Raw genomic sequence first — 26124 nt, forward strand, 5'->3', positions numbered from 1 at the left:
CATTTTGCTACCTTGCGCAGGTATTGTAGTGGGTTTTGCCTTGCTATTATCAATACCAGTTCTTAGGAATACTTAAAACAAAATATAAGAACACCGTTAAAAGAATAAAAGACAGATAAAAGGACGATTTAAAATAAAAAAGGTAGAACAATAATAACTGCCAAATAATATAGAAAAGAAATAGCAACCGCCGTTTATCGGCTTTTATTATGAATAAAGCACTACCCTTAAGTACAACGACAATCAACGTAAAAATATCATTATAAACAAGGAAACATATTATGAGTCAGCTTATCCGTTTACAAGACATCCAAGCCACCCATCGTGAGCTTATCGGTGATGACTATTATGACCCAACTGGCAAAACTGCCTATGGCATTAATGAAGAAAAAATCGGTAAAATCGAAGGCGCATTGGTTGAAGACACCACAGGTCGCATCCGCTATCTTATCGTTGATGTGGGCGGCTGGTTCAGTGCCAAAGAAGTCCTTGCCCCTGCAGGTCTAGCACGTATCGTCGGTGATGATGTGTTTTTTGACAGTCTAACCAAATCGCAAGTCGAAGCGATGGAGCTATACGACCACGATTATCAATACAGCTATAAAGAGCAGTACGAGCGCGACCGCCGCACTTTTGGCGCTGAGACACTGCCTGCTGAAGAGCGTATGGACATCGCTGATCACAGCTATAATGCGCCTGAGCGTTTTGCCCCGCTAGAAGAGCGTTTGGTCAATAACCGCGACCACATCGCCGCGAATACCCCGCGCCGCGAGCGCACCATGGACGCTGACCACCGTGCCCTAGATACTGGCGCTGCCGCAACGACAGCCGCGCATCTACGTTCAGACGATATGCTGCATGATGATGACGAAAACACCTTGGCAGGATTGGTACGCCGTGAAGGTCTAAATGTCGATAGTGAAGGCAATATTGTCAATAAGAACGGCGCTATCATTGCAAAGGATCATATTTCTGCGGGAGATATCTTGCGCATTCACAACCGTTGATTTTTGAATGGTTATGACAACCATACAAAGTAACCAATAAAAAAGGCTGACATTTTTTGTCAGCTTTTTTTTATGCTTATTTATTGTGTGCTTAGCTATTTTCAATGGCGATGCCACATAAAAACATTGCGAATAATAAAAAACCTTATCCACCATCAACAATAAAGAGGACAATAGATAAGGTTAGTGTAAAAACAACCATTATCAAATCGAGTAATGGTCATCAAAGTAACAAGCGCTGATATGTAGTAAAAATATGCTTATGCGCCTACTTTGTCACACTCATAAGTCGTAACGTCGCTCTGGTCAGCACCCGCCATGCGCATCACACCTGTAGCGCGGTCTTCATGCGCCACACGCCATTGAGTAAAGCCTTCAGCACCATCAAGGGCAGTCGATGCTTCATAGACCTCAGGGTTGGTATTGTCATTGGTTTGCATCAGGCTAAGCGTGCCTTTATCCGTCTCTAACACCACTTCATTGGCATCGTCTTTGTAGGTCGCGGTGACTTTGAGCGCCGGTGTGCATAGGTACGATGACTGTGCAACACTGCCGTCAACCATAGCGTTGGTATCGTCTTTGACACCGTCAATGCCTTCATTGCTGGCGACTACGGTTTCATTGGGTTCGGCAGGTTCGGCAGACATGGTCGGCTCGCTACTGGTACCGGTATCTACGCTGCTGTCTGGCTCTGCTTTGTCTTGGCACGCGCTGAGTGCCAGCACACTTGCCAAAAGCCCTGTCATTATCATTGTGGGGCGAATTGATAGCATAATTATATTCTCCAAAATAGTCCTAACCGTTACTATACCGCGCGGTCAGCCACTGCGCCTATACGCAATTTGTAAGTATTAAATTGCAATCGGTAAACCCTGACGCACCCTGTATCACAAGCAGCAAGATAAAAAACGAAAAGCAAGCAGGCATAAAAAAACGCTGTCAGCAGATACCGACAGCGTTTTCTTATTATTATTGTGCAACGTTAGGCGATTTTGCCATGACACTGCTTGTATTTTAGCCCCGAACCACAAGGACACGGCGCGTTACGGCTGATGTTCATATTGGCGTAAGGATTGTCCCCGGTATTCGCGCCTGCGGCTGCACCTGCAGCGCCACTTGCGGCAGCGCGGCGTGCTGGCTGCGACTGCGCGTCTGGTTGACGCTCGCCTGTAAGGCTGTCTATGTCGTCATGCTCGAACTGCATTTGCATGTGCGCGGCTTCTTCACGTTGCTGCGCTTCTAGCGCTTCGAGCTCTTCTTTGGTTGGGATGTGTACGCGTGATAAGTCTTGCACGGTTTCTGACTTAATCGCGCCGAGCATCATTTGGAACAGCTCAAACGATTCGCGCTTGTACTCTTGCTCAGGGTTCTTTTGCGCGTAGCCGCGTAAGTGGATGCCTTTACGCAGCTGATCCATTTGCGTCAAGTGCTCTTTCCAATGCTTATCGAGGCTTTGGAGCATAAAGTGGCGCTCAAGTTGGGCGGCGTTTTCTTCGCCCATTTGCTCACGGCGGCTGTGATAACGGGCAATCGCGGTGTCGATGATTTTGGCACGCAAGCCTTCTTCATCAAGGCGGCGGTCTTCATCGAGCCAATCATTGATCGGCATGGTGACTTTGAACTCGTCTTCAAGCTCGTCTTCTAGACCGTCAATATCCCACTGATCATCGACCGAGCCTGGTGGCACAAACTGGCTGATGAGGGCGTTATACACTTCATGATTCATCTGCTCAATGGCTTCTAACAAGTCCATCTCGGCGAGCAAGTCATCACGCTGACCATAGATGACTTTACGCTGATCGTTCGCCACGTCATCGTATTTGAGTAGGTTTTTACGCGCATCAAAGTCGCGGCTTTCTACTTTGCCTTGGGCATTTTCAATCGAGCGCGAGACCATTTTGTGCTCAATCGCTTCGTCTTCTTTAAGACCCATAGCGCGCATCATGTTGACCACGCGGTCCCCTGCAAAGATACGCATGAGGTCGTCTTCGAGCGATAAGAAAAAGCGTGACATGCCTGGGTCACCCTGACGCCCTGCACGACCGCGCAGCTGGTTATCAATACGGCGAGATTCGTGACGCTCTGAACCGATGATGTGCAGACCGCCTGCGTTGACCACTTGGTCATGCTTGACTTGCCATTCAGATTTTAGGCGTGCCAGCTCGTCTTTACTGACCGACTCGATATCTTCGATAAACGACTGCCAGTTACCACCTAAGATGATATCGGTACCACGACCCGCCATGTTGGTGGCGATGGTGACGGCTTTGGGACTGCCTGCCTGTGCGATGATGTCGGCTTCGCGCTCGTGCTGCTTGGCGTTTAGGACGTTGTGCTTGATGCCTTCTTGGTCGAGTAGGTACGACAATTCTTCTGAGGCTTCAATGGTCGCGGTACCGACCAGCACAGGTGCGCCTTTGGCTTGAATGTCTTTAATCTCGCGGATGATGCCTTTATATTTGCCCAATTTGGTCAAAAAGATTTGGTCGTCCATGTCGATACGCGCAATTGGCTTGTGCGTTGGGATGACGATGACATCAAGGTCATAGGTCGATTTAAATTCTGCCGCTTCGGTATCGGCGGTACCTGTCATGCCTGATAGCTTGTCATACAGACGGAAATAGTTCTGGAAGGTGGTGGTCGCAAGCGTCTGGTTTTCAGCTTGGATATCGACGCTTTCTTTTGCCTCAATCGCTTGGTGCAAGCCTTCTGACCAGCGGCGACCTGGCATGGTACGCCCTGTGTTTTCATCGACGATAATGACTTCACCGTCATTGACGATGTAATGGACGTTTTTGACAAAGATATGATGCGCGCGGATGGCGGCCTGTACATGTGCCAATAGCGGCAAACGGCTTGGGCTATATAAGCTTTCTTGCTCGCCCAGCTCACCGACTTCGGTTAAGAAGTGCTCGATTTTTTCGTAGCCTTTTTCGCTAATCTCAATCTGGCGATTTTTTTCATCAATCCAAAAATCTTCGTCTTCGTTGTTCTTGTTGGCTTCTTCGTCTTTTGAGCGAATCAGACGCGGAATGATGGTGTTAATCAAAGCGTACATGCGTGAAGAGTCTTCCGCTTGCCCTGAGATAATCAGCGGCGTACGCGCTTCATCAATCAAGATGGAGTCAATTTCATCGATGATACAGTAGTTTAGCGGGCGCTGTTTTTTCTCTTTTAGGCTAAACACCATGTTGTCACGCAGGTAGTCAAAGCCGTATTCGTTGTTGGTACCGTAGGTGATGTCCGCTTGATAGGCGTTGACCTTATCTTGGGGCGGCTGCTGCGAGTAGATGACGCCGACGCTAAGACCCAAAAAGGTAAACAGCGGGCGGTTCAGCTCGGCATCACGTGACGCCAAGTAATCGTTGACCGTGACCACGTGCACGCCTTTGCCGCTAATGGCGTTTAAATAAATGGCAAGGGTCGCCATCAAGGTTTTACCCTCACCCGTTTTCATCTCGGCGATTTTGCCTTCGTGTAGGGTGATACCACCGATAAGCTGCACGTCGTAGTGGCGCATACCCATCACGCGTAAAGAGGCTTCGCGACAAACGGCAAAGGCTTCGGGCAATAGCGCGTCTAGGCTCTCGCCTTTTTGAAAACGCGCTTTAAATTCTTGTGTTTTTTGTTTCAACTGCTCGTCAGACAGCGCTTGTACGCTTTGTTCTTGTGCATTGACTTTGCTAACGATACGGCGCATCCGCTTGAGTTCGCGCTCATTTTTGGTGCCGACCACACTGCCTACAATCTTTGATAACATAATTTTTTAACCTATGGAAATATTTGACCTTTGCACGTGTCGCCTTTGGCATTATCGCAGCGCGGCGCTCCTTGGCGAAGTGTCACCCAATAAAGTGTGCCTCATTATATATGGTTATGATGGCGATGGATACAAGGGGCGCGCGCCGATATTTGCCGCCGCAAGGCAGACGCGCTCGTGCTAAAATAGCCTGCTGACGATTTTGGCATCATTTTCGCCAGTCGTTTGATATTGCATCATATCACCGCCATTATCCATACACCAATGCTTGTGCTCGGCGCTGTGCGCTTGCTACTTCTTTCTGTTTGACAGGATATCACTGCGATTTGCATGTAAACGCGGCGGCTATTTGCCAACAGACGCCTTGTTTGCGCTATTCTCCGCGCCCCTTTTTTGCTACCAACTGTTTTGCTACCAACTATGAGGACATTCATGAGTCTTACGCCTGCATCGACTGAACTGACCATTGGCGAACGTGTCTACGACCTCACGCATCATACGCCGATGATGGTGCAATATCTGAACCTAAAGGCGCAGTATCCAAACGCGCTCTTGCTGTACCGTATGGGCGATTTTTATGAGCTGTTTTTTAGCGATGCCGAGCGTGCGGCAGAGATTTTGGACATTACCTTAACCCGCCGTGGTACGGATAAAGCGGGCAACACCATCGCTATGGCGGGCGTACCGTTTCACGCCGCTGACAGCTATATGGCGCGGCTGATTGCGGCAGGGCAAACCGTGGTCGTCTGCGAGCAAGTCGAAGACAATAATAAAGATGACGCTGAGAGTGCTAATAAAAACAACGATGCCAAGGCGAAAGACAAGCCAGCCACAGGCGGCATCATGCGCCGCGAGGTGGTCAAAACCTTAACCGCAGGTACCATCACCGATGATGCGCTGATTGCGCCCAATGCCACACCCACGGTCGCCGCGCTCGATGTAAAATTGCCGCGCGCAGGCAGCAGTCAGCCGATTGGCGTTGCGGTCAGTCAGTTGAACCTTGCCGCAGGGACCATCACCACCCAAGAAATGCATGGCACGGATAAGGCGCTGGAAGCGCTGCGTACGGAGGTGCAAACGGTCTTAGCGCGCTTTGCCCCCAGCGAATGTATCGTCAGTGAGCGCATCGATGAGCATTGGCTCGCGTGGCTGCGTAGCGTGATTGACTGTCCCGTTATCGAAGTGGCGGCAGCGGACTTTCACCCTGAGCACGCGCCTGTGACTTTGTGCCAGCAGTTTGCGGTAGAGCGTTTGGATGGTTTGGGCATTCAGGACAAGCTGCTCGCGCAAACCAGCAGCGCAGCACTGATACACTACGCACGCCAAACCCAGCAGCGCCAAGTCCCGCAGGTCAATCAACTGCTGGTTGAGGACAATAATGACTATCTGATTATGGACGCCAGTAGCCAGCAAAATCTGGAACTGTTCGCGCCCGTCACGCCCAACGGCACGGCACTCACTCACGTGGTGAATCACTGCAAAACGCCGATGGGTCGCCGACTGCTGGTACAACAAATGAAGCGTCCGTTACGCAGTCGCACGCTAATCAATCAGCGCCTTGATGCGATTGAGCACTTATTAAACCCAATAGACGATACCACCGCCAGCGCTATTGACCGCTTACAGAGCGTGCTGGCAGAGATTGGCGATGTTGAGCGTATCAGTAGCCGCATTGCTCTGATGAGCGCTAAGCCGCGTGATTTGCGTAAATTGGCAGACGCCATTCATAACAGTGCGCGCCTGCAAGAGACTCTGACGCAACAAGGCATCAATCTTAATGACAGCGGGCTGCTGCCAATATTGTTACAAAGCTTCCCTGCCGAGCTGCCCGCCATCCAAGAGACTGCCGCACTGATTGATCGCGCTATCGTCGATGAGCCGCCCGCGCATATCCGTGACGGCGGCATGCTGGCAACCGGCTATGATGAAGCGTTTGACAAATTAACCCATCTGCACGACAACGTCCAAAGCACCCTCGATGAGATGGCTGAAGAAGCACGGCAAACGTACAAACTGCCGAGTCTGAAAGTCGGCTTTAATAAAGTCAGTGGCTTTTATTTTGAATTGCCCAAAGTACAAGCCCAAAGCGCACCCGCGCACTTTATCCGCAGACAAACGCTCAAGAACAGCGAGCGCTTTATCACTGAGGAACTAAAGACGCTGGAGACCGATTATCTGAGCGCACAAACTCGCGCCCTCGCCCGCGAAAAAATGCTGTATAACGCACTGCTTGAAACGCTTGGCGAACAGCTGTCGGCATTACAACAGTTTAGCGCAGCGGTCGCGCACCTTGATGTACTCATCAATTGGGCGCAGCTCGCGGACAGTTACCAATGGCAGCGCCCCATCATGACCGACACCGCTGATAGCAGTATTGATATTCGCGGCGGACGGCATTTGGTGGTCGAGTCAGCGCTACGCAATCATGCGCGCATGGATGCCAGCACGCCGCCAAACTTTGTCGCCAATGATTGCGCGCTTGGTAGTGATGAGTATCCTGAGCGTCTACTGCTCATCACAGGTCCGAACATGGGTGGCAAATCAACCTTTATGCGCCAGACCGCGCTCATTGTCCTGCTCGCGCATTGCGGCAGCTTTGTCCCCGCAGAATACGCCAGCATCGGCAATATCGACCGCATCTTTACCCGTATTGGCTCGGCGGACGACCTTGCGGGCGGCAAATCAACCTTTATGGTCGAGATGATTGAGACCGCGACCATCCTAAATCTGGCAAGCGCGCAGTCTTTGGTACTCATGGATGAGGTCGGGCGCGGCACTTCGACCACAGACGGGCTGGCTATCGCCCATGCATGCGTTGGGCGCTTGCAAGCGATGGGCTGCTTAACCTTATTCGCGACCCATTATTTTGAATTGACCCAACTTGCTGAGGCGAGTGACGGCGTGCGTAACGTACACGTCGCTGCCAGTGAAGTCGATGGACAGTTACTACTACTGCATAAAATCCGTACCGGCGCGGCAAGCTCCAGCTTTGGTCTGCATGTGGCAAAGATGGCGGGGATTCCAAATGATGTGGTAGAAGATGCCAAAGAGTATTTGCAAAATCTCGTGCAGCAAACGCAAGCCCATCACGCACTCGATATGCCAAGTCATGACAAAAATGACTTAGCTAATTCACATGCGGACAAAAGCGAGTCTGCTGATACTAAAGGTGTCCAGTACACCGATGACTTGTTTGCAGATATTGCAGATAGCACTGATGACAAACCCATGCAAAATCAACAGCTTGCCGCCTGTCAGCTATTAGGCGATAGCGACCCTGACGCCTTAACACCCAAGCAAGCGCACGACCTACTGTATCAGCTCAAACAGTTGCTGGAGTGTTAAAGATGTTTGTTAAATCGCCATAAAAGCGCTAGAATATATTTTATTTTTTATTCGCAACATCAACAATAGGTAGCCAACGCCATGACCTTTGTCGTTACAGAGAACTGCATCCTTTGCAAATACACCGATTGTGTAGAAGTCTGTCCTGTAGACTGTTTTTATGAAGGACCAAACTTTCTGGTCATCGACCCTGATGAGTGCATTGACTGCGCCCTATGCGAGCCTGAATGTCCTGCCAATGCCATCTTCTCAGAAGATGAAGTGCCAAAAGGTCAAGAAGTCTTTATTGAGCTAAACGAAGAGTTGGCGCAAACGTGGCCGAACATCACTGAGATGAAAGACAAAATGCCTGAAGCGGATAAGTGGGATGGTGCAGAAGGTAAATTGCAGTATTTAGAGAAGTAAGTTTCTCGCTGGTATTAAATTAATAAAGCCACCTATTTGGTGGCTTTTTTGTGGGTAAAATCAAATATTCTCATTGCGCTGACAGTATTCAGGCAAATACTTCGCTTCGATATTGCTAATGCATTGCCAAGAGCCATCATTTGCACGAGACCATATTACTTTTGTACCCGACAAGGCTGGCATGGCTTTCGTCGATAAGATACCCGTAATATTGGTAGATATCGTTAATGGGCTCGTGACCTGAGCAACACCCATACCTACAGGCAAAGTTTCTCCTGTTTGAGAGTTGCCTACCAGCAAGTTGGAAGCAGGTGCATGTGGATTGCATTCCGTTGAGCCACTACCAACTGTAGTCATACCCATTTGTAAGCACTCTTCTACGTTCAATCGCAGCTGTCCTAACTCATTAATCACACGTCCCGCTTGAGCTTTTCCCAAATATACCTGATACTGAAGCATGGCAATGACAGCTAGAATGCCAATAATTGCAATTGCGATGGAAAGGTCTATTAGCGTAAAACCTGACTGCTGGGTTGAATCATAGGCATATTTTTTTACCATAACCAAATCCCTACCCAAAGTAATTTACGTATTTTTGATTCTTACGGTAATTTTAGCTACTCTTCATAAATAAGAGCTTTTTACTACCCCATTTTTTCCTATACTATGGGTTCATAAAGCCATATAGCTTTTCTTGCAATTGGTTCCCATCATTCTTAACATCGTTGGGAGTACCGTTACTCAGTAGTGCCACTACACTACCGTTGTCGCTCACCGCTACCCATGAGGATAGACCAAGCAAATTACCACTACGATAATAAGTTTTCGGCATGTTTTTCTGCGACTGATAGGGCTGCATAGCATAGCCATAACATTCTGAGAACTGTTTTAAATTACAGTTTGATGCTGTATCTATCGTCAAAATATTAGGTGCAGGCTTACTTGCCATCATATGCACTTCACGTGCTAAATCTATAGCATTACCTGACAAACCTGCAACTGACACTAAATCATCATAATTGAAAGCCGTATATATGTCAGCATGACCAGTAAGTCCTGTTTCTACATAATTATAATCTACCTCATTAGTCATGCGCTGGTCTGAGACAAATTTTAAAGTAGTATCATTGAAATAATAATTATCTGCAATGATTTGATTATATGGCTTATTACTTACTCGGCTAATAACCGCCCCTAGCAAACAATAGCCCAAGTTTGAGTAGCTGGTCTTGCTGTCAGGCTCAAAGTTTAGCTCAATGGTATTTAGCTCATCTAAATGATTAGGGCAAATGTCTTTACCGATGCCGAACATGTCGTTGCCGGCTATACTATAACGGTCAAATCCTGCACGATGAGTCAATAGCTGGCGTATAGTAATACTACTAATACGTGTATCCTGTGGTTTCTCAATTTCAGTTAGGACATCTGATAACTTAGTATCTAGCGACAATTTGTTTTGCTTTACTAAGTCTAAGATAGCATCCGCCGTCCACAGCTTAGTAATACTGGCATAGCGAAAGCGTGTATTATCATTAACAGCATCAGAAACAACAGGATATTGACCTACATATCCATTCTCACAATGATATAGCTTACCTTTTGTATCTATGAAAGCAATTTGGTTCGCAGGCGCATTGTTATTCTTTGTCTGATCTATCAATACATTTTTCATCCATGATGGACTATCTTTGCTACAGCTTATATTTTTTGCTGATAGCTCAGCACGTATAGGATAAGTCTGTTGCCAAAGTTGGTTTCGTGCCTGAGTATTGACATATAAATAAACGAAAACTAGTGCTAATATTGATAGTATCATCACTTGAATCGTATTGTATAAGTAATTTTTTTTACCTGTAATCATAATAAAGCTCATTACTCAATTACAAAACTAAAGACTGGTACTTTTTTTTCGATAAATATATTTTTTTCTTTTAATATAATAGGTGGTGTATGATCACCTACAATTATGACATTAGTACCTTTAAATGCATCATCTGATATTATTTTAGATAAATTATAAAAAAATTGTTTTTGAAGTTTTATGTTTCTGCAAGATGCGCTTCTTTCATCCAAATTATATTCATTACAATTCATATAGTCGACTTTCAGATCTCTAATATCATAATCTGAATGTGTATTCAGCGTTAGCCAATACATAAAAAATTTCTTATTTTCTCTAGCTTTCTTCAAGACCACACCAGCTATATCGCTATCGCAATTTCCAGGGAATGAATAGCAGAAGGAATCCTTTAGATTCAAACCCTTATCTCTGAAGAGTATTTCTTCAAAACCAACTCTCGGATACCAGTATTTTCTATCATACATTAAACCTAAAGCTCCGTGTATAGCAATAGTCTTGTACCCTTTTTCTTTATAGAAATGAGGTATACAGTCTTCAAATCCTGTCTCTTGGTTTTTAAGGTTAAAATGAAGAGGAGATTTTTGACATAGCTCTCTTAATTCTCCCGCAATAGTAAATCCATCAAAATCTATATTTTTTCTTATAGTTTTTTTAACTGATATATTATCTATTACAGGCGATAAAATATTTTTCTGTATATCGTCATTAATAGGCACACCCCATGATTCATTAACAATGAGCAATACTTTATCATATCTAATATCTTTGTCTTTCCATATACTACTAGAAGCACCTGTGACTTTTAACTCTGAAAAAGGTTTTCCAAATATATGATAATTACCAATAAACCCAGAATTATTGTAATTGTAATAGTCAACAGTTAGAGAACTTACGAGGCTAGATTTTGGCTTCCAAAACTTACCTGAATATTCTTCAAATATATTTATATCTATAGCATATACAAATATGAAAACATTAAAAGACATTAAAATTAATTTTTTATCTATCTTTCTATAGAACTTATATCCAAAATAAATATAGAAAATCAAGAAAGAGAATACGATCAGTCCATAAGTTTTATATACATTAGAAGTAAGCAAAGAGAATTTCATTAAATATAATAAATCATATACTCTTATAATAGGAAATATTTGCCCAAAGATAAGTAAAAAATCTATAAAAAACAAATATATATAGAATAAAAAATGTAAACTTTTTATTCCAATATAAAAAAGCTATAGGTATAAAATAATCTATATTAATAAATACCCTATGCAATCCTAAGTTATGACATAGATACCAAAAAAACAAGTTTGGTAAAATTACTATCAATATAGAAAACAGCACTTCTCTTAAGTTTATTTTACGAGATATCATGATTTCCTCAAAAAAAAGAAGGAGACATAGTCTCCTTCTTTTATATTTCCAGATCTCTAAACGGCTTAGCTACCTGAGCAACCAGTTGGTTTAAACTTAGCAGGTACAGTAGTAGAGCATGACCATGCGCCTGCATCGGTACGTGTCCATGTCAACGTGTTTGCACCGGTTTGCTTGATAGCAGTAGAGGCATTATCACCAAAAGTAGCTACCAAAGTCGCTGCACCAGTATCTTCAAAACTTGCAACAAGGCCAGTTTGTAGGGTTTTTGTCGATGCGCCTAATAGATTGCTATTTGTCCAACCAAATTCACACGCAGTAGCTTCTAGGCCATCATTCAAGCAGGTTTCAGTAGCCGTACGCATCGCACCAACTTCACCCATTACACGGCTTACTTGAGATTTAGCGATGTAGTTTTGATACTGAGGAATAGCGATCGCAGCTAGAATACCGATAATAGCGATAACGATCATGAGTTCGATTAGGGTAAAACCTTTTTGAGCGTTCATAACAACTCCTTATGAGTATATGGCAGTAGCATACATAGTGCTATTAATTGGCTGCCTACAAGAATTATTTAGGATGGCTAATTTATTTAGCTTATCCGTCTTACTTATAATATTGCAGGTAATGTGCCAACTTTGGAAATAACCTTATGCTAATCTCAATATTTTAATACTGTACCTTGTGGATTCATACGTTAACGCCAAATTATCGTTTACAATACATATTTTTACCATTTCCTAAGTATCTATAGTAGAAATGTACTTTTTTGACGAATATTGTCTACTGTTTATTGCTATATAGTGACTATTTTTGTCAAAGTTAACTAATTTTTCCATTCATCACCAGTACCGCATACCGTTCCTCGGCACTTGACGCCTTTACTATCTAAGGTTAACGTACCATCGCCTGCCATTTGTTTACCAACAATCGGCGCTGCAGTAACCGTCCAATCTTTATTTAGCGGATTTGAGAGTGTGACATTATACAAAGCAGTACTTTGTCTTGGATAATTTCCTGTTAATCCAGTAGTCACCACACTACTATATTTGCCTAGTGACAATTTTTGTCGCTCAATTTGTTGGGCAATATTTTGCATCTCACTCATCATATCTGCCCGCTTAGTTTTGATTGCATAATTTTGATAATTGGGATAGGCAATCGCTGCTAGAATACCGATAACGGCAACGACAATCATTAATTCAATAAGTGTAAAACCTGACGATTTTTGATAGTCTATTTTCATTACCATGTCTGTTGTCCCGTTCCACAGTTGGCTGATGTAATAGTAATAGTATTGTCTTTACTTTGGCACCGCATACCCTGACTGGTCATCATAAATCTATTTGCACTACTGGTAATACCATTTGTATTAGGAGTGGCTAACATTTTCCATGAACGTCCTGTTGCGGTATCTGCATTCTTAGCAGTATTTGTAGTAGAAATCAAAGAATTGGCAGGTGACGTACCATCTACTAAAGTGATTTTATAACGATAGTTGCTCGACGTACTGCCACTAGGGACATATATGGTTTTGTTATCAGTATTGTCATAAGTATAACTGACTGTGCTCGTATTACTTACCATCTTTGGTTGAAAGCCACGATAAGTCAATGCTTTGGCTCGCCATTGCTCAAGTTGAACTTGTATATCGAGCATTTTAGCCTGTACTTCTCGTTCAGCATTCTGTATTGCATACTGCTGATAACTAGGTATGGCAATGGCGGCAAGAATAGCCAATATTGCTACTGTGACCATCAGCTCGATTAAAGTAAAACCGAGCTGATGATGCCTTTTGTAAATTGATGGTAAAGTATGCATAGTGACTGTCCCATTGACAATTTTTGTACTTGCTTTATCAGATGACACTGACAGCTATTGCTTCTCATACCACGCTTTAGGCTGCAAGGTATAACGCTCATTAAATAGGTACTCTACGGCTGAGCCATCACCCCCAGTCTGTGTTGCTTGACCACCATCGTACTGAGTATCTTTAATATTGCTACTGTTCTTGTCTGTATCAGTACCGTATTTTGTACGATTCTTTGTATTAACGCGTTCGTCTACAGTAGTTGTCCCTATAAGTACCTTGATGTCTGTATTGTTTTTATTGAAAGCACCAAGTGTCAATTCTTGAATGCCTTGTCCTGCAGGAACATACCCGCCTGTTCCGTTAACAGACGAAGCATCTAAGCAGATACCATAAGGTAAACAATATAGCTGGCGCTCTGATCCACCTTGAATCTTAGGCGTACATGAATCTGCTTTTCCATATAATTTATCGGGGTTGTATACTGTGGTATACAAAAGACTATTGATTACTACGCTATCTCCTACACCCTTGTTATACTTGACATTTTGATAGCCATCAAAACGAGTCAATGGATAATACCATCCTTGCTTCGTACCACGAATAAGTATTTTTCTAGTATCTTCTTTAACCTTATCAGTGGGTGTGGCACCCAGTGACATAGTTAAATTTACTAAATTACTTTCTGTTAAATCAGAAACCGTCGTTTTAAAATCAGTCTCGTAAATACTTTTCTGCGTGATATCCGTATCAATAATGCCGTAAACACGGTTTGCGTAATCGTTGTTCGTGCGTAGTTTAGACAACGGTGCACTACGATTGCCTGAGACAACATTAACCATGGCAAAAATCTTGCCTGCATTGCTCACTGTTTCCCCACTAATGCCTTCATTACGGTAGAAGCTGATAACAGGGCGCTCATAGAAACGATAAGGTGCTGTGTTTGTATTGGTATTGGTGTTTAGAACACGAACAATACGTTTGTTTGAAAAATTGTCTACTGCGGTAAAGCCAAATTCAGCTGGGCGAGCATTTTGAAAGTCTGCGCGGAACACTTGACCGCCTAAATCAGCAGCATATAAATGATCCATTAGTCCATCGTTATCTCGATCGAGAACAGTGATACCACCAGATATACTATTAATCATATCAGTAGTTTTAGTGTTTTTATCGCCACCTGTTTCACCACTGGTAGACCAAATTAGTGCGCCAGTACTGGCATTAATGATATAAATTGCATTGCCCTTAGCAGGTGCCGCAGTTGTGGCTTTGTAACTGTCATTTTCATACTTCATGTCATAGCCACCACCAAAGACAAGTACATCTATAGGCTCGGCATTTTTTGATATACGAATTTTGGCAGCAGTAGGTTTGCTCCAGATCTGACCCATACGGCTAAAATCTGTAGAAGCATTATAATTTAGACCATTTGGTGTAATCGTAAATAGCATTTTAGGTGTGGCTTTACTGCTAATGTCCATACCATAAAACGCCTCTCCTCCCATACGAAGCCCGCCATAAGCAAACATGCCGTTTCCTGAAGAAGTATCTACAGTGACTTTGCTATTTTCCAAATCATAACTATAGTCGGTAGTAATTAGCCATGGTGCATCAACGCCGAAATAAGGTTGTCCTATAGTCTCTTTTATAGAGTCTTTCACCAATGCCTTTGGCTGCTGTTCAAGCATATATTTCGGTATAATGGCTGTCGTCTCGGTACCATCATCAGCATTTACTAAGTGAAGCGAGCCGTCCATAGAGCCGAACCACACATAGTCATCACGCGTATTTGTGATACTACCATTAGCGTCTAGCGTCGCATTATATGAAATAGCTGCTGGCTTAGAATGCACAACGCCGCCCAACACTTTAGTGCTGACTGTAGGTGCGCTTAAGACGAGATCATTGACAGCTACATTAGAAGAAGCTAAGCCATCAGCTGTGAGTACACTACTAAATCCTAAGAAGCTTAACAGGCGGCGTTTGTTAAGCTCAGTATAGGTTGTGGTATCTACTAGTTGATCAAAACCTACAGGCTTTCCTTCGGTCGATACACCCACTTTGCGTAATACAGGTGTTTTATCATTCGCTGTTTTATAATCCTCAACATACACACTACGCACGCTAGCCAGTCCCGAGCTTGGTGTTGCAAGCTGAGCATAGACACCACCTGCCTCGACTTGGTCATTAGCCGTTTTGCCATCTTTAGTAAAATTGGTTGCCTGCCATAGATCTTGTGTTGTGTTGCTTAGGTCACCTGCCACATTGGTATATAACCTATTGTCATTTTTACCATACAGCGTGCCATTGTTAAGGCTATATTTTTTGACATTTCCATCCCAAATGCTTTTGGCAGTATCGATATTTGGTGCAAGCATAGGCAGATATGCAAACGGTAGCTGCTGGGACGCTTGATAAGGGTTATCGGGCACAGTGATGGTGCCCGCTGGAATGGTTCGATTGAATGGCTCTAAACTCTTGGCAAAATCAAGGACACTACTGGCAATCGTTGTTCCTTGATCATTTGCAGTGTCCGAGCTAGAGTTTGCAGCAACATAATAGAAGCCGCCGTCACCATAAGTCTTAGCTTCATTGTCACCACGACGTTCACCAATACGACATAGATTTCGAGTATTGTTATCTACATTTGTGCCACTATCACAGTCGGTTACTTCTTTTGTCTCATTATTAATAGTAATCTTTCGTTTACCCGTTAATCCTGCAAATGAGTTCCCGTATCCTACTGTTGCAGTTCTAATAGGCGATTTGCTTGGGTTGGTAGGATTACGCAATAGTGCTGTATATTCTGCCATACAGCCCCATGCTTGATTGACACTCCCTGATAGTGCATCACAGCTATTCACGGACAAATTTGAACCTTGCAGAGATTCATTCATCACAGTTTTTGCTACTTGATTCGATGATCCGTTTGGCTCACCGTCAGTGAGTAGATATATACCATTGCCACCACATTGGTCTTTCTCAATTGGCGATGTGTATTTTGTTTTACTGCTATTTTTTGCGGTATCTACAGAATCATCAAACCCACTGAAGCTTTGTGTATTAGCATAATAAGTATCATAAGGTCTACCAGTGACTACATAATCTGCTCTAGGAAAAATGGAATTACCGTAATACCAATTATTATCCCAATTGGAACAAGCGGCTACGTTTAGATTTAAAATACTGTTAAACGACAAAGTTGAATTGTTTGCTTTGCAAGCTCGGTAAATATAATAACCATTATATACGTCTCGTTGACCAACAGCTAATATCGAGTCTTTTTTAGTGTTTGTTCCCATCATATATGCCCCTGCCTCTGCAAGAGCTTGTGCGGTTGGTGTGTTGCCTGTCGAGCTCAAAGAAATGACTTCTTGAATTAACTTACTACGTTGAGCCGCTGTCATTTTACCGACAGGTACCACAACCTTACCCTTTGTGCCATTACCATAGCCAAATATACCAACCCCAATTTTATAGTTATTGGTGATTTGACCAATCTCACTATCGTTAATTTGCTTATTACCTTTGGCATAAACTTCAGTGGCAAAAAGTTTAATCAGTGATAGTTGTAACCGTGACAAACGATCCAGTTCTTTTTTATTGCCATTATCACTACCTTGGTTATTACTAGTACCACCTTTTACTTGACATCCTTTTGGTACATAAGAAAAACTGCTTCTTGTGCCATCCTCTCCAACGACTACAGCTACGATTTCTTCTGATTGTAAGTCTCCATAACTGTTGTTATTACTATTGTCACAATTCTGTTTATAGTCATTTAAAATGCTTGACTCACCCATACTACCTGACACATCAAGCATCATAAAAATAGTCGCAGTACCAGGCTCAGCGGACTTATAAATTTCTAAGTCGCCGATAGGTTTTCTATCTGCACTATTAACAGTAGTCGATAAAGTACTCAGACTTACCAGTACAGCAGTCGCGAGTGCTGTTCTTCGCCATAATTGGGCGGTACGCTTATTGGATAGCTTCATGAATCTACTCCTTTAGTATTTATCAGGACGATCCGCCTTTAGGTCATGATGTCTTGAGTCAATATATTTACAATGACAATTTAATTGGATGGCAAAGTACATAAAAGTCCATCACCTTTACCATAATTCACACACTTAACTCTCAGTGATTGATTCTCAACATTCACTTGTTGATATACCGTGGTATTAGGTACACCTGCACTAGACATACAGCCTGATAAAGTATCTGTTGCATTAACAGTTGTAATTGGTCTTGTGGTTTGTGCAAAGCAGTTGGTACTACCGACTTTGGTATCACCATAAGCGGGCAAAACAGCAGTACTATTAACATCAAAGCTATAGGCGATACTCGATACTTTGTTTGTATCCTGCCCCAATGTAAAATTGTTAAAAGCTTCGTCAGACACTCGAGGCGGCGTCATAGAAACATTCACTTGTGTCATGCTGGCATTACGGCTACTCACATAATCTTCAGGTTTGCTCGGATTGCAGTAACCTGTAGTATTTGGTAATACACTACCGCCACTAGGCGTCCGAATGGTGGTTTTATTGATATTAAAAAAGCGATCACGTGGACGAAAACAAAAGACATATTCATTATTTTGACCTTTTTTGTCTAAAATAAAATAACCAAAAGGTCCTGAGCGTGAGAGCATATCTGTATAGATATTACTACGGCTATCACCGTTAACAGATTGTTCTATATTTTGATTGGCATTGTCTGCTGATTGCAGTAGTAAGGTATTAACCTGATCACTTGTAGAAAGTTTTAAATCTGTAGTGCTTTGGCGTACTGCTAATGCGCCAGCAATGACAATCAATATCAGAAATAACAATACCACAATCAACACGGCACCCTGTTGTTGCACAGGTCTTGAGAGCATATGTGTAGAGCGTTTAGTAGACATAATGACCTCTATTAATTATGAACCGTTGATAGCATTTTGTACTATTGACATCACGCGCGCATTACGTAGTAGAATGGTAGTTTCATAAGCACGGCGATAGTATTTTTGACGTGCTGTATCGGTTTTCAAGGTATTGGTCGTGTCCAATAGGATAAAGCTGTCACTATCTGTGTTTTCTAACAAAGGCGTATTACTACGAATAATAACGCCAAGCTTAATTGTGGTAATGGCAGGCTTATCTGTCAGCGTAGAATATATGTTTGCAGGTAAATAAGTTAGGCTATTTAAATCTGTTGCTGTACCGAGCAATACTTTAAATTGATCGATAGCAGGAATGATAATCTCACCTGCATTGCCAAAATTCGATACTACCCCTGCATCAGTCACGCGCCCTGCATCACAGGCTAATCCAAGCGCTTTCACTGTCGATGTCTGATTGGCAGTCGTCTCGCGTACGAAATAACGTTCAATCACCCAGTCACTACTACCAGAAGCTATAGTTTCACCTTCGCAGTCATACATATCACGACCCGTGACGTTTTTGTATTGGATAGTCAATTGGTCACTGGCGATATTGGTATTAGATATGCCTGACCAACTATTAGCACCTTTCGTCACAGTCTGTCCTGCACTGACCGTAAAATCACCTGTATTCGTATAACCCACATTTTTAATGTTATTACCTGTTAAGACGACGCCGCCGTGTGGTGTCAAACTGGTGATGCTGGTAATCTCATTCCCTAAATTAGCAAGTCGAATACTCTCCTCTAATGCCTGCATCGCAAAAATAGTGCTGTCTTGTACTTCAGAGGCACTTTGTTGTACCGTCACCGTGCGCGTACTGATTAAATAAACTTGCATTACTGCAGCTGATATCAAAAGACCCAACACTAAGGCAATCATCAGCTCAATCAAGGTAAAACCCGTCTGAGTATGCGGTACATTTTTTTTAGTGTGACGCATCAGTAGGTCTCCGAAATTAGGCACTGACTGCCTGTTTTGTAGGTACCGTTTGCATTAGCGCAAGCTGCACCGTCACTATCACTCAGTAGAGCCTTGGTATCATTCCATGCAACGATAATACACATCTGCGTTTGAATGGCTTGGGTGGTCGTGCCTGGACAAGTCACAACGTTAACCTTCATACCTTCATCAGTCGCCTGTTTTTTGAATATCAACGTATCGCGTGCTGCCAGTTGGTTCATATTACATTGCTGCTTTGGGACAATTTTTTGGCTTACAGTCTCAGTCCCCGTTGACAGGCAACCATTTGCACTTGTGCTGTTATCAATCGTCTTACTATCTACCGTAGCAGAAGTTATCGCCGTGCTACTCATCACCGCTTGTACGGTTGGCAAAGCACCCGTTGCCGATGGTTTTGCTTTGGTAAACGTCGTACCACTTGTTGTCACGTAGGCTTCAGGATACGCACGCATAATCTCCGATAAGTTACGTACCAAGGTGAGCGATTTGGTACGCATCATACTCTCATCGGTTGCCCCTACGGCGCGTACTTGTAGCGCACTAAAGCCAAGCACAGCAATCGATAGCAGCAGTACAGCCACCATAACCTCAACGAGACCAACCCCTTGCTGATAATGTCTATTCATTAGCATGTCACTCCTGCTTGAGTAGTAATCACCGCAAGTTTATTGACTTTAACTTGTCTGGGCGAGGCACTGGCATTGCTGTCACAGATGGTATAGGTGATACTGTCACTGGCTGTTTTACTGGGACGAAAAGTGATACTTGTCGCAGTGCTATTTTTCTTAATCGTACTTTTTGCATCATAATCATAGGTACGAATACTGCCCACAGTAATCGTACCGCCTGTCGTGCCATTCGTATAAGTCACTGGAATATCTTGACGACGAATCGCACTTTCTGCTTTCGCTTCTTTTAATGCATTTTCAAGCGTTGCCGCTGTCGACTTTACGCGCATATTGGCCAGCTGCAAGCTGATACTGGGCGTGGCAATACTGGCAATAATACCGAGAACCGCAATCGTCACCATCAGCTCTACTAAGGTAAAGCCATGACTGCTGGTTAAGACGTGTCTGGTTTGAGTGCTCACAGTATGTTCCTAAAGGCGAATGTATTTATTAGTATTGCCATCATGTATCACGCGCTAGAATATTGGGGTACTTTTGTTTTGTTACTGAACAACTACTATTACTATGCAATTTTTGTTCCACAATTAATTATTACGAATCAAAAATAGTTAATAAAAATCAAACACTTATATTGTATAAAATTTTATTTGCAGCAAATATGACATGCCCTTTTAAGAATTTATTTCTACAGTGTCAGATTCAGTATATAAAAAAATAGTATTGAAAGCAGTGCTTATTTTTGCTAAGTACAAAAAAGTGTCGGGGATGGTAGGTAGAAGGCGATTAACGGTCTTGGCTGCCATGCGCGAGGGCAAAAGCCGTCAATGAAGCGCGCGGATGGTGGGTAATAAGCGTGCGAGCCAGCGCCTGCAGACTTGCTCCTGTGGTCGCCACATCATCAAATAAGAGTAGATGACGGGCAGGACAGATTGTGTTCACGTCAAAAGCATTGTCTAGATTGCTCAAGCGTTCAGCACGGCTCAGACCACGCTGGCTGACTGTATTGTCCGTGCGCACCGCGCCATGCCATAACGGAATGCGCCAATGGTGGGATAAGTGCTGAGACAAGACAGTCACGGGATCAAAGCCGCGCTTGATAAGACGAGCATCGGTGGTCGGCATGGGCACGATAACGCTGTTGCCTGCATGGCAGCCTTTGGGACGTGGCAGCTGCCTGAGCAAATGCACAAGAATGGGCAGCCGTGTTAAGTCTTCATGTTGTTTAAAGGCAGAAATGGCTTGGCGGATTGGATAGTCATAATACGTCGCTGCTTGAATCACCAGCGGCTGCTCTATAGCAAAGTCGACTTCAAATGGCGCAGGCAGCCATGTGATGTGCTGATGACAAGCGGCACACAATAGCGCCCGCCGCGCAACTGCTGGATATTGACTGGCAGAAGGCAAGCGAGCGCAGGGATGTATGCGGCACAAGGGACAACGCCCATTGACATAGGCAGTTAACCAAAGACCCAGCTGATACGGAGGCAGTCGTCGCATAAGTACCATCTGACCAGCAGGTTTAGAAGCCTTTCCAGTCCTTGAGCACCACACCCATACCTATCGCGGTGTTTTTGTGGTTGTAATCAATGATGGATTCGCCATAACCGTGGAACAGCTGGATATAGCCATTAATGTCATCCGATAGTGGATAGACATAATCCAGCTGCATCGCGCCTTTGTCGGTTTTGGTGTTGTAGCGCAAGGTACCGCTGATGCTTTGCTTTTCGGGTAAATCATAGAGGAAGGTCACATCGCCATAGCCCATGTAATCTTCGATATCTGGGTTGTCATCGGTATCGCCATTGCTTTCTGTTTTTAGGCGTGTCCAAACGCGTGGAATAACCGCAAATTTGCCCCACTCAGCGCCGCCCATCAGATAAATGCGGTTCCATGAACGAGACAAGGGGTCCGACTGACCATTAGAATGATGCGAGGCACCCGCACCAAGCATACGCAAACGACCACCAAATGGCAGATTGGCGGCTACAGGCTGGGTGATAAACACTTCAGGCTCATAGTCGGTGGCACGAAACGGACGTGAGTTCTCCGAGTTATAAACCTGCCAATGTGACTGCTGCGTATAGCCAAACCACATGTCGGCATTGGTACCGAACAAGTCTTCAGCCACTTTTGTCTTTAATGAGACTTGTAACTTAAGCTCTGTATTGTTCACCTCGTCATCGGTGTAGGCAACCTCTTCCCGATTCGGTGTGCTGGGATGACGGTTAGGATTGATGCTATAAAAAACGGGCATCAAATACATGGGGCGATACGGGCGTGCTGACCATGTACCGCGCTCGCTGTTTTTATCCAAATCATAAGCCAGACTAAGCGGGGTATATTTTTCAATTTCGCTTTGGCTCACGCCCACCGATTGCAGGATTTGCTCATCGCTTTTTGTCGCCCCATTATCACCCGCTTGCACAGCAGTTAATGGCGCTACGCTGTCTGTACCAGTCGCGGGCTCGGTAGGCTCTGCCAAGACCACTTGAGGATTGCCTGAAAACGTGGTTTTTAAGGTTTCTGCCAAGTCCAAAGGCTGCTTATTGCTGGTGTAGCTGGGCACTTCGCCTTGCTGAGAGACCTTGTCAAAACAGGCCAAGCGTGCCGCGCTCGTTTGAACTTGCGTACACTCCATAAACAGCTTGTTTTGCTGCGTCAAATAGTCGGCGGATGGCGCGGTGCTGCTCGTATCGATGGTAGTGTCTAAGCGTTTGGTGACATTAATCGCTGACTGCACATTTAAATCGGCTTCACCAAAAGTGGCCGACTCTGTGCTGGTATCGGCATGCGCCTGCCAGCTTAAGCAGCCCAGTGCCGCCAGTAAGGGCAAACGGTAACGCAGCGAGCGATGTGGCGTAAACGTACGTGCGGTCATGAGCGTATTTGGGGCAAACATGGCTGTCCTTTATCATACTGGCATTAGCAGCAGAATTATCGAAAATCGCGTCTCATAAGACGCACAGTAAAGGGAATAGGCTCAACCACTGACACACAGCTGAGCCGATTTAAATACGGAGATGTTACAGCATTGTAATAAAAATACAGCACGCTGACCAGTACTATCCGTCTGACAAATGCATACTTGGCAGTCGGTATTGGTTAGTACGAGGTATTAATTGAGCTGCGTCAATGTCTGCTCAAACGTATCGCGCTTGACCTCGCCTGTCTGCTGCGTGACCAGCTGACCTGCGCTATAATACAAGAGCGCAGGCGGACCAAACAGCTGATAGCGCGCTAAAATCGCTTTGGATTCGGGGGTGGTGTCGGTGATATCGAGGCGCACCAACTGCCAGCCTTGCATTTGCGCAGGTGGATTGTGGAATAAATTTTTGTCCATAATGCGGCACTCCACGCACCAATCGGCCGTCACATCGACCAGTACCCGCTCGTTCGCCTGTACGATGGTGTCCAGCTCAGCCAGCGTGGTGACCGTCACTTCATTGATTGCGCTATCAGTAGTCGCGCTGCCCTGATTGCTGGTCACTGACGCCAGCGGATTGAGCACATCGGTATTGCCAAGTGCCGCCCCGACCACCACACACGCTGACCACAAACCAACCACGAGAGCAAAAGCTTGGGTAAGTAAACGCCCGCGCCCGACCCAGCGCCATGCCCACAAAGCAGTGACCATAAACCACAGCGCCCACACCATCAGCATCATTGACGAGATAAATACGCGCTCAAGCAGCAACAACGCCACCGCGAACAACAACAGGGCAAAGCCTTGCTTGACCCAGTCCATCCACACGCCTGCCTTTGGCATGACCTTGCCTTGCGTCGCGCCGATAACAATGAGCGGCACCGAGAGACCAAAACCCAGCATAAACAGCGCAGCAAAGCCTAAAAGCGGACTGCCGATGGTCGATACGGCAGTCAATGCGCCTGACAATGGCGCAGACACACAAGGCGATACCACAAGCGCCGATAAGAAACCTGCCACCAAACTACCCCCTGTGCTGCCAAGATAGGCATCACCCGCTTGACTCAGCGACTGCATTTTTCGGGTAAGTGTGCTTGGCAAGCGTACATTGAACACGCCGAGCATATACAGTCCTAGCAACACGAATACCGCTGCAAAGCCGACCAAAATCACAGGATTCTGTAGCCAGCCCATGATACCGAGCGCCACCCCAAAGTAGGCAATCAAAGCACCGAGTAAGCCATAAGCAATCGCCACGCCTAGCGCATAGCTGGTGGTCAGTAGCAGGCTCTTTTTTAGGGTCGGGTTGGTTTGGCGCGCCACGATATTGGCGACAATGGGCAACATCGGCAGCACACAAGGGGTCAGCGCCAATCCCAAACCCGCCACAAACAACAGCAGCATGCCCAAAAAGGGATGCGCGGCCAAACCAAAAATGTCTTGTGGGACGGCTGCCGCATCAGTAGGCGTGCTGGTTGTCGCAGTGCTGACTGTCGTCTGCGCAGCGTCTGTACTCGCCGTGTTTGCTGCGTCAGTAGCGATAGGCGCGGCGCTGTCTGCCGTATTGGTGGTATTGAGCGTCTGCGCGCTTGGTGCAGCATTGGTCGCATTATTGTCATTACTACTGGTGTTGGCTGTAACCAGTGGACTTGCCTGCGCGGGTGTGGGCGCAATCGTGACGCGGGTAGTCACAGTCTCAGGGGGGTAGCAGAGCCCTGCCTTGGCGCAGCCTTGCCACTGTATACTGATGGGCACATTGCTCATACCTTGACCATCGTCAGTGCGCAGTATGGCCGTCGCCGTCACTGCCGTTTGGTCAAAGACAGGCACCCGCCCAAACTGCGGGTCGTCGATACTGTTCGCAGTCTGGTTAAACTGCCACGCACCAGCCACGACGCCTTCGGGCAGATTAAGCTGCAACCGATCTTTATACACATAATGCTCAGGCGTGATATCAAAGGACACGCGAATCTCTGTACCCTCATCGGTCAAGGCATCACTGGCAATGACGGAAAATGCCTCATCCACAGGCAAAAACTGCGGCGTGCTGCTTTGCTGCTGTGTCCCGAACAACTCGCCCAAGCTGACGGCATTCGCGCTCGGTACGACACTGCCGATAAGCAGCACAGCGGTCACCGCACTGGCAGCATAACGGCGTAGGCTGAGCTTTACAGGCATTGTGTGATTCGAGGATACGGTAGATTGCTGCGAGCGCATAAGCAAGACCCTTTGATAGTTAGCCAAGACAATAAGGTGCATAGCGACTGTCTGCAGCACCCAAGCCGCGTCAGCGCATCTGCACCTTATCTAAAGACACCCACAGTGACCGTATGCTATATGGTAGCGCGCAGGCAGCTTGACAAGTGGTGGGTTGCCGAGCCAAATCGCTTTACAAAGTGGCGTAGATGTCGGCGTCTTGCCCTTCTCCGCCTTGCTCGCCATCCGCCCCTAAAGAAAATAGGTCATAAGGGCGACCTTCTGTACCTGGGGCGACATATTGCAGCTCATTGTCCCAGCCATCTGTTGGATAGCCGCCTTTGATATAGCCGCCTTCAGGGTAGTTTTTGGCCTCGGCAGGCGGTGTGGTCAGCGCCTCAAGCCCTTGCGTGGTGCTCGGATAGCGCGCATTGTCCACCTTATACATATCAAGGGCATTCGATACGGTCGCAAGTGCGGTCTCTGTGGTTTTGATACGGGCTTTGTCACTTTGTCCCACCACTTTAGGGACGACCAAACCCGCTAAAATCGCCAAGATGACCACCACCACCATAATTTCAATCAAGGTAAATCCTGATTGCGCAGTGCTACGGGCGCGGTGGCTGGGTGTCGGTTGGTGTGTGTGTTTGTTCATCATCATGCTCATCAGTAAACATCCATCGTCATGTTGAGTGCCACTATAGACCATGAATTTGGATTTATCTACCATCGGCAGTGCCAATTTTTTGCTGTTTTTCTATAAAAAAACAGCGCTGACACTTCATAAAGCCAACAACCATCAGCACAGCTTAATGGCAAAAATGGCTCAAAAAACAACACATTACAGACATCACATAGTATTTACGATTTTAGCAGCAATGTACTACGCAATTATTGCTGGGCGGTAGGTGACAGCCG

Annotated in this window: 21 protein-coding genes; 4 read left to right on the forward strand and 17 right to left on the reverse strand. The window is 45.3% G+C overall.

The window, feature by feature from the left end; translation table 11 throughout:
* Nucleotides 1-281 precede the first annotated feature (281 nt).
* Nucleotides 282-1007: a PRC-barrel domain-containing protein gene (locus JMW05_RS04870; RefSeq protein WP_201504248.1), complete on the forward strand. Its 726-nt coding sequence runs from the start codon at nt 282-284 to the stop codon at nt 1005-1007.
* A gap of 260 nt (nt 1008-1267) precedes the next feature.
* Here the strand turns inward: JMW05_RS04870 and JMW05_RS04875 are convergent, their stop codons facing one another.
* Nucleotides 1268-1780, reverse strand: coding sequence for a hypothetical protein (locus JMW05_RS04875; RefSeq protein WP_201504249.1), 513 nt, complete (start codon nt 1778-1780; stop codon nt 1268-1270).
* A gap of 209 nt (nt 1781-1989) precedes the next feature.
* Entirely contained in the window at nt 1990-4767 is a 2778-nt protein-coding gene (gene secA / locus JMW05_RS04880) for a preprotein translocase subunit SecA (protein ID WP_201504250.1), read from the reverse strand.
* A 432-nt stretch (nt 4768-5199) separates the two neighbouring features.
* Between secA and mutS the strand changes: the two genes are divergently transcribed.
* Together mutS and fdxA are read left to right on the forward strand one after the other, a co-directional pair.
* Entirely contained in the window at nt 5200-8112 is a 2913-nt protein-coding gene (gene mutS / locus JMW05_RS04885; protein WP_227691442.1) for a DNA mismatch repair protein MutS, read from the forward strand.
* Between the two features lie 81 nt (nt 8113-8193).
* Entirely contained in the window at nt 8194-8517 is a 324-nt protein-coding gene (fdxA, locus tag JMW05_RS04890; RefSeq protein ID WP_199508894.1) for a ferredoxin FdxA, read from the forward strand.
* Between the two features lie 60 nt (nt 8518-8577).
* Here the strand turns inward: fdxA and JMW05_RS04895 are convergent, their stop codons facing one another.
* The 15 genes from JMW05_RS04895 to gspG all read right to left on the reverse strand — a co-directional run bounded on the left by JMW05_RS04895 (nt 8578) and on the right by gspG (nt 25867).
* Entirely contained in the window at nt 8578-9078 is a 501-nt protein-coding gene (locus tag JMW05_RS04895; RefSeq protein ID WP_201504251.1) for a pilin, read from the reverse strand.
* A gap of 103 nt (nt 9079-9181) precedes the next feature.
* The gene (locus JMW05_RS04900; protein WP_201504252.1) at nt 9182-10378 is read right to left on the reverse strand and encodes a serine hydrolase domain-containing protein; all 1197 of its coding nucleotides are present in this window, start codon (nt 10376-10378) and stop codon (nt 9182-9184) included.
* Nucleotides 10379-10389: 11 nt separating this feature from the next.
* The gene (locus JMW05_RS04905; protein WP_201504253.1) at nt 10390-11478 is read right to left on the reverse strand and encodes a sulfatase-like hydrolase/transferase; all 1089 of its coding nucleotides are present in this window, start codon (nt 11476-11478) and stop codon (nt 10390-10392) included.
* A gap of 342 nt (nt 11479-11820) precedes the next feature.
* The gene (locus tag JMW05_RS04910; protein ID WP_201504254.1) at nt 11821-12264 is read right to left on the reverse strand and encodes a pilin; all 444 of its coding nucleotides are present in this window, start codon (nt 12262-12264) and stop codon (nt 11821-11823) included.
* A gap of 320 nt (nt 12265-12584) precedes the next feature.
* Complete coding sequence (locus tag JMW05_RS04915) at nt 12585-13004, reverse strand: type IV pilin protein (protein ID WP_227691443.1); 420 nt, start codon at nt 13002-13004, stop codon at nt 12585-12587.
* Nucleotides 13004-13579 (reverse strand): type IV pilin protein, encoded by a 576-nt coding sequence (locus tag JMW05_RS04920; protein WP_201504256.1) that lies wholly within the window; start codon nt 13577-13579, stop codon nt 13004-13006. Before JMW05_RS04920 ends, JMW05_RS04915 begins: the two co-directional genes overlap by 1 nt.
* Before the next feature lie 54 nt (nt 13580-13633).
* Nucleotides 13634-17566, reverse strand: coding sequence for a pilus assembly protein (locus JMW05_RS04925; RefSeq protein WP_201504257.1), 3933 nt, complete (start codon nt 17564-17566; stop codon nt 13634-13636).
* 80 nt (nt 17567-17646) lie between these two features.
* On the reverse strand, nt 17647-18474 hold the full coding sequence (locus JMW05_RS04930; RefSeq protein ID WP_201504258.1) for a pilus assembly protein PilX: 828 nt from the start codon (nt 18472-18474) through the stop codon (nt 17647-17649).
* 15 nt (nt 18475-18489) lie between these two features.
* Nucleotides 18490-19437 (reverse strand): PilW family protein, encoded by a 948-nt coding sequence (locus JMW05_RS04935; protein ID WP_201504259.1) that lies wholly within the window; start codon nt 19435-19437, stop codon nt 18490-18492.
* On the reverse strand, nt 19437-20090 hold the full coding sequence (gene pilV / locus JMW05_RS04940; protein WP_201504260.1) for a type IV pilus modification protein PilV: 654 nt from the start codon (nt 20088-20090) through the stop codon (nt 19437-19439). Before pilV ends, JMW05_RS04935 begins: the two co-directional genes overlap by 1 nt.
* The gene (locus tag JMW05_RS04945) at nt 20084-20548 is read right to left on the reverse strand and encodes a pilus assembly FimT family protein (RefSeq protein WP_227691444.1); all 465 of its coding nucleotides are present in this window, start codon (nt 20546-20548) and stop codon (nt 20084-20086) included. Before JMW05_RS04945 ends, pilV begins: the two co-directional genes overlap by 7 nt.
* 322 nt (nt 20549-20870) lie before the next feature.
* Nucleotides 20871-21584, reverse strand: coding sequence for a ComF family protein (locus JMW05_RS04950; RefSeq protein WP_227691445.1), 714 nt, complete (start codon nt 21582-21584; stop codon nt 20871-20873).
* A gap of 22 nt (nt 21585-21606) precedes the next feature.
* The gene (locus tag JMW05_RS04955) at nt 21607-22986 is read right to left on the reverse strand and encodes a phospholipase A (RefSeq protein ID WP_227691446.1); all 1380 of its coding nucleotides are present in this window, start codon (nt 22984-22986) and stop codon (nt 21607-21609) included.
* A 216-nt stretch (nt 22987-23202) separates the two neighbouring features.
* Nucleotides 23203-25227 carry a protein-disulfide reductase DsbD gene (gene dsbD / locus JMW05_RS04960; RefSeq protein ID WP_201504261.1) on the reverse strand — a complete coding sequence of 675 codons (2025 nt, stop codon included), beginning with the start codon at nt 25225-25227 and terminating at the stop codon, nt 23203-23205.
* Between the two features lie 172 nt (nt 25228-25399).
* Nucleotides 25400-25867, reverse strand: a complete 468-nt coding sequence (gspG, locus tag JMW05_RS04965) for a type II secretion system major pseudopilin GspG (RefSeq protein WP_406947472.1) — start codon at nt 25865-25867, stop codon at nt 25400-25402.
* Between the two features lie 52 nt (nt 25868-25919).
* Here gspG and JMW05_RS04970 point away from each other — a divergent pair, with 52 nt between their 5' ends.
* Nucleotides 25920-26114 carry a hypothetical protein gene (locus JMW05_RS04970; protein ID WP_201504262.1) on the forward strand — a complete coding sequence of 65 codons (195 nt, stop codon included), beginning with the start codon at nt 25920-25922 and terminating at the stop codon, nt 26112-26114.
* Nucleotides 26115-26124 lie beyond the last annotated feature (10 nt).

The sequence above is a fragment of the Psychrobacter aestuarii genome, from assembly GCF_904846035.1.
Taxonomy (GTDB): domain Bacteria; phylum Pseudomonadota; class Gammaproteobacteria; order Pseudomonadales; family Moraxellaceae; genus Psychrobacter; species Psychrobacter aestuarii.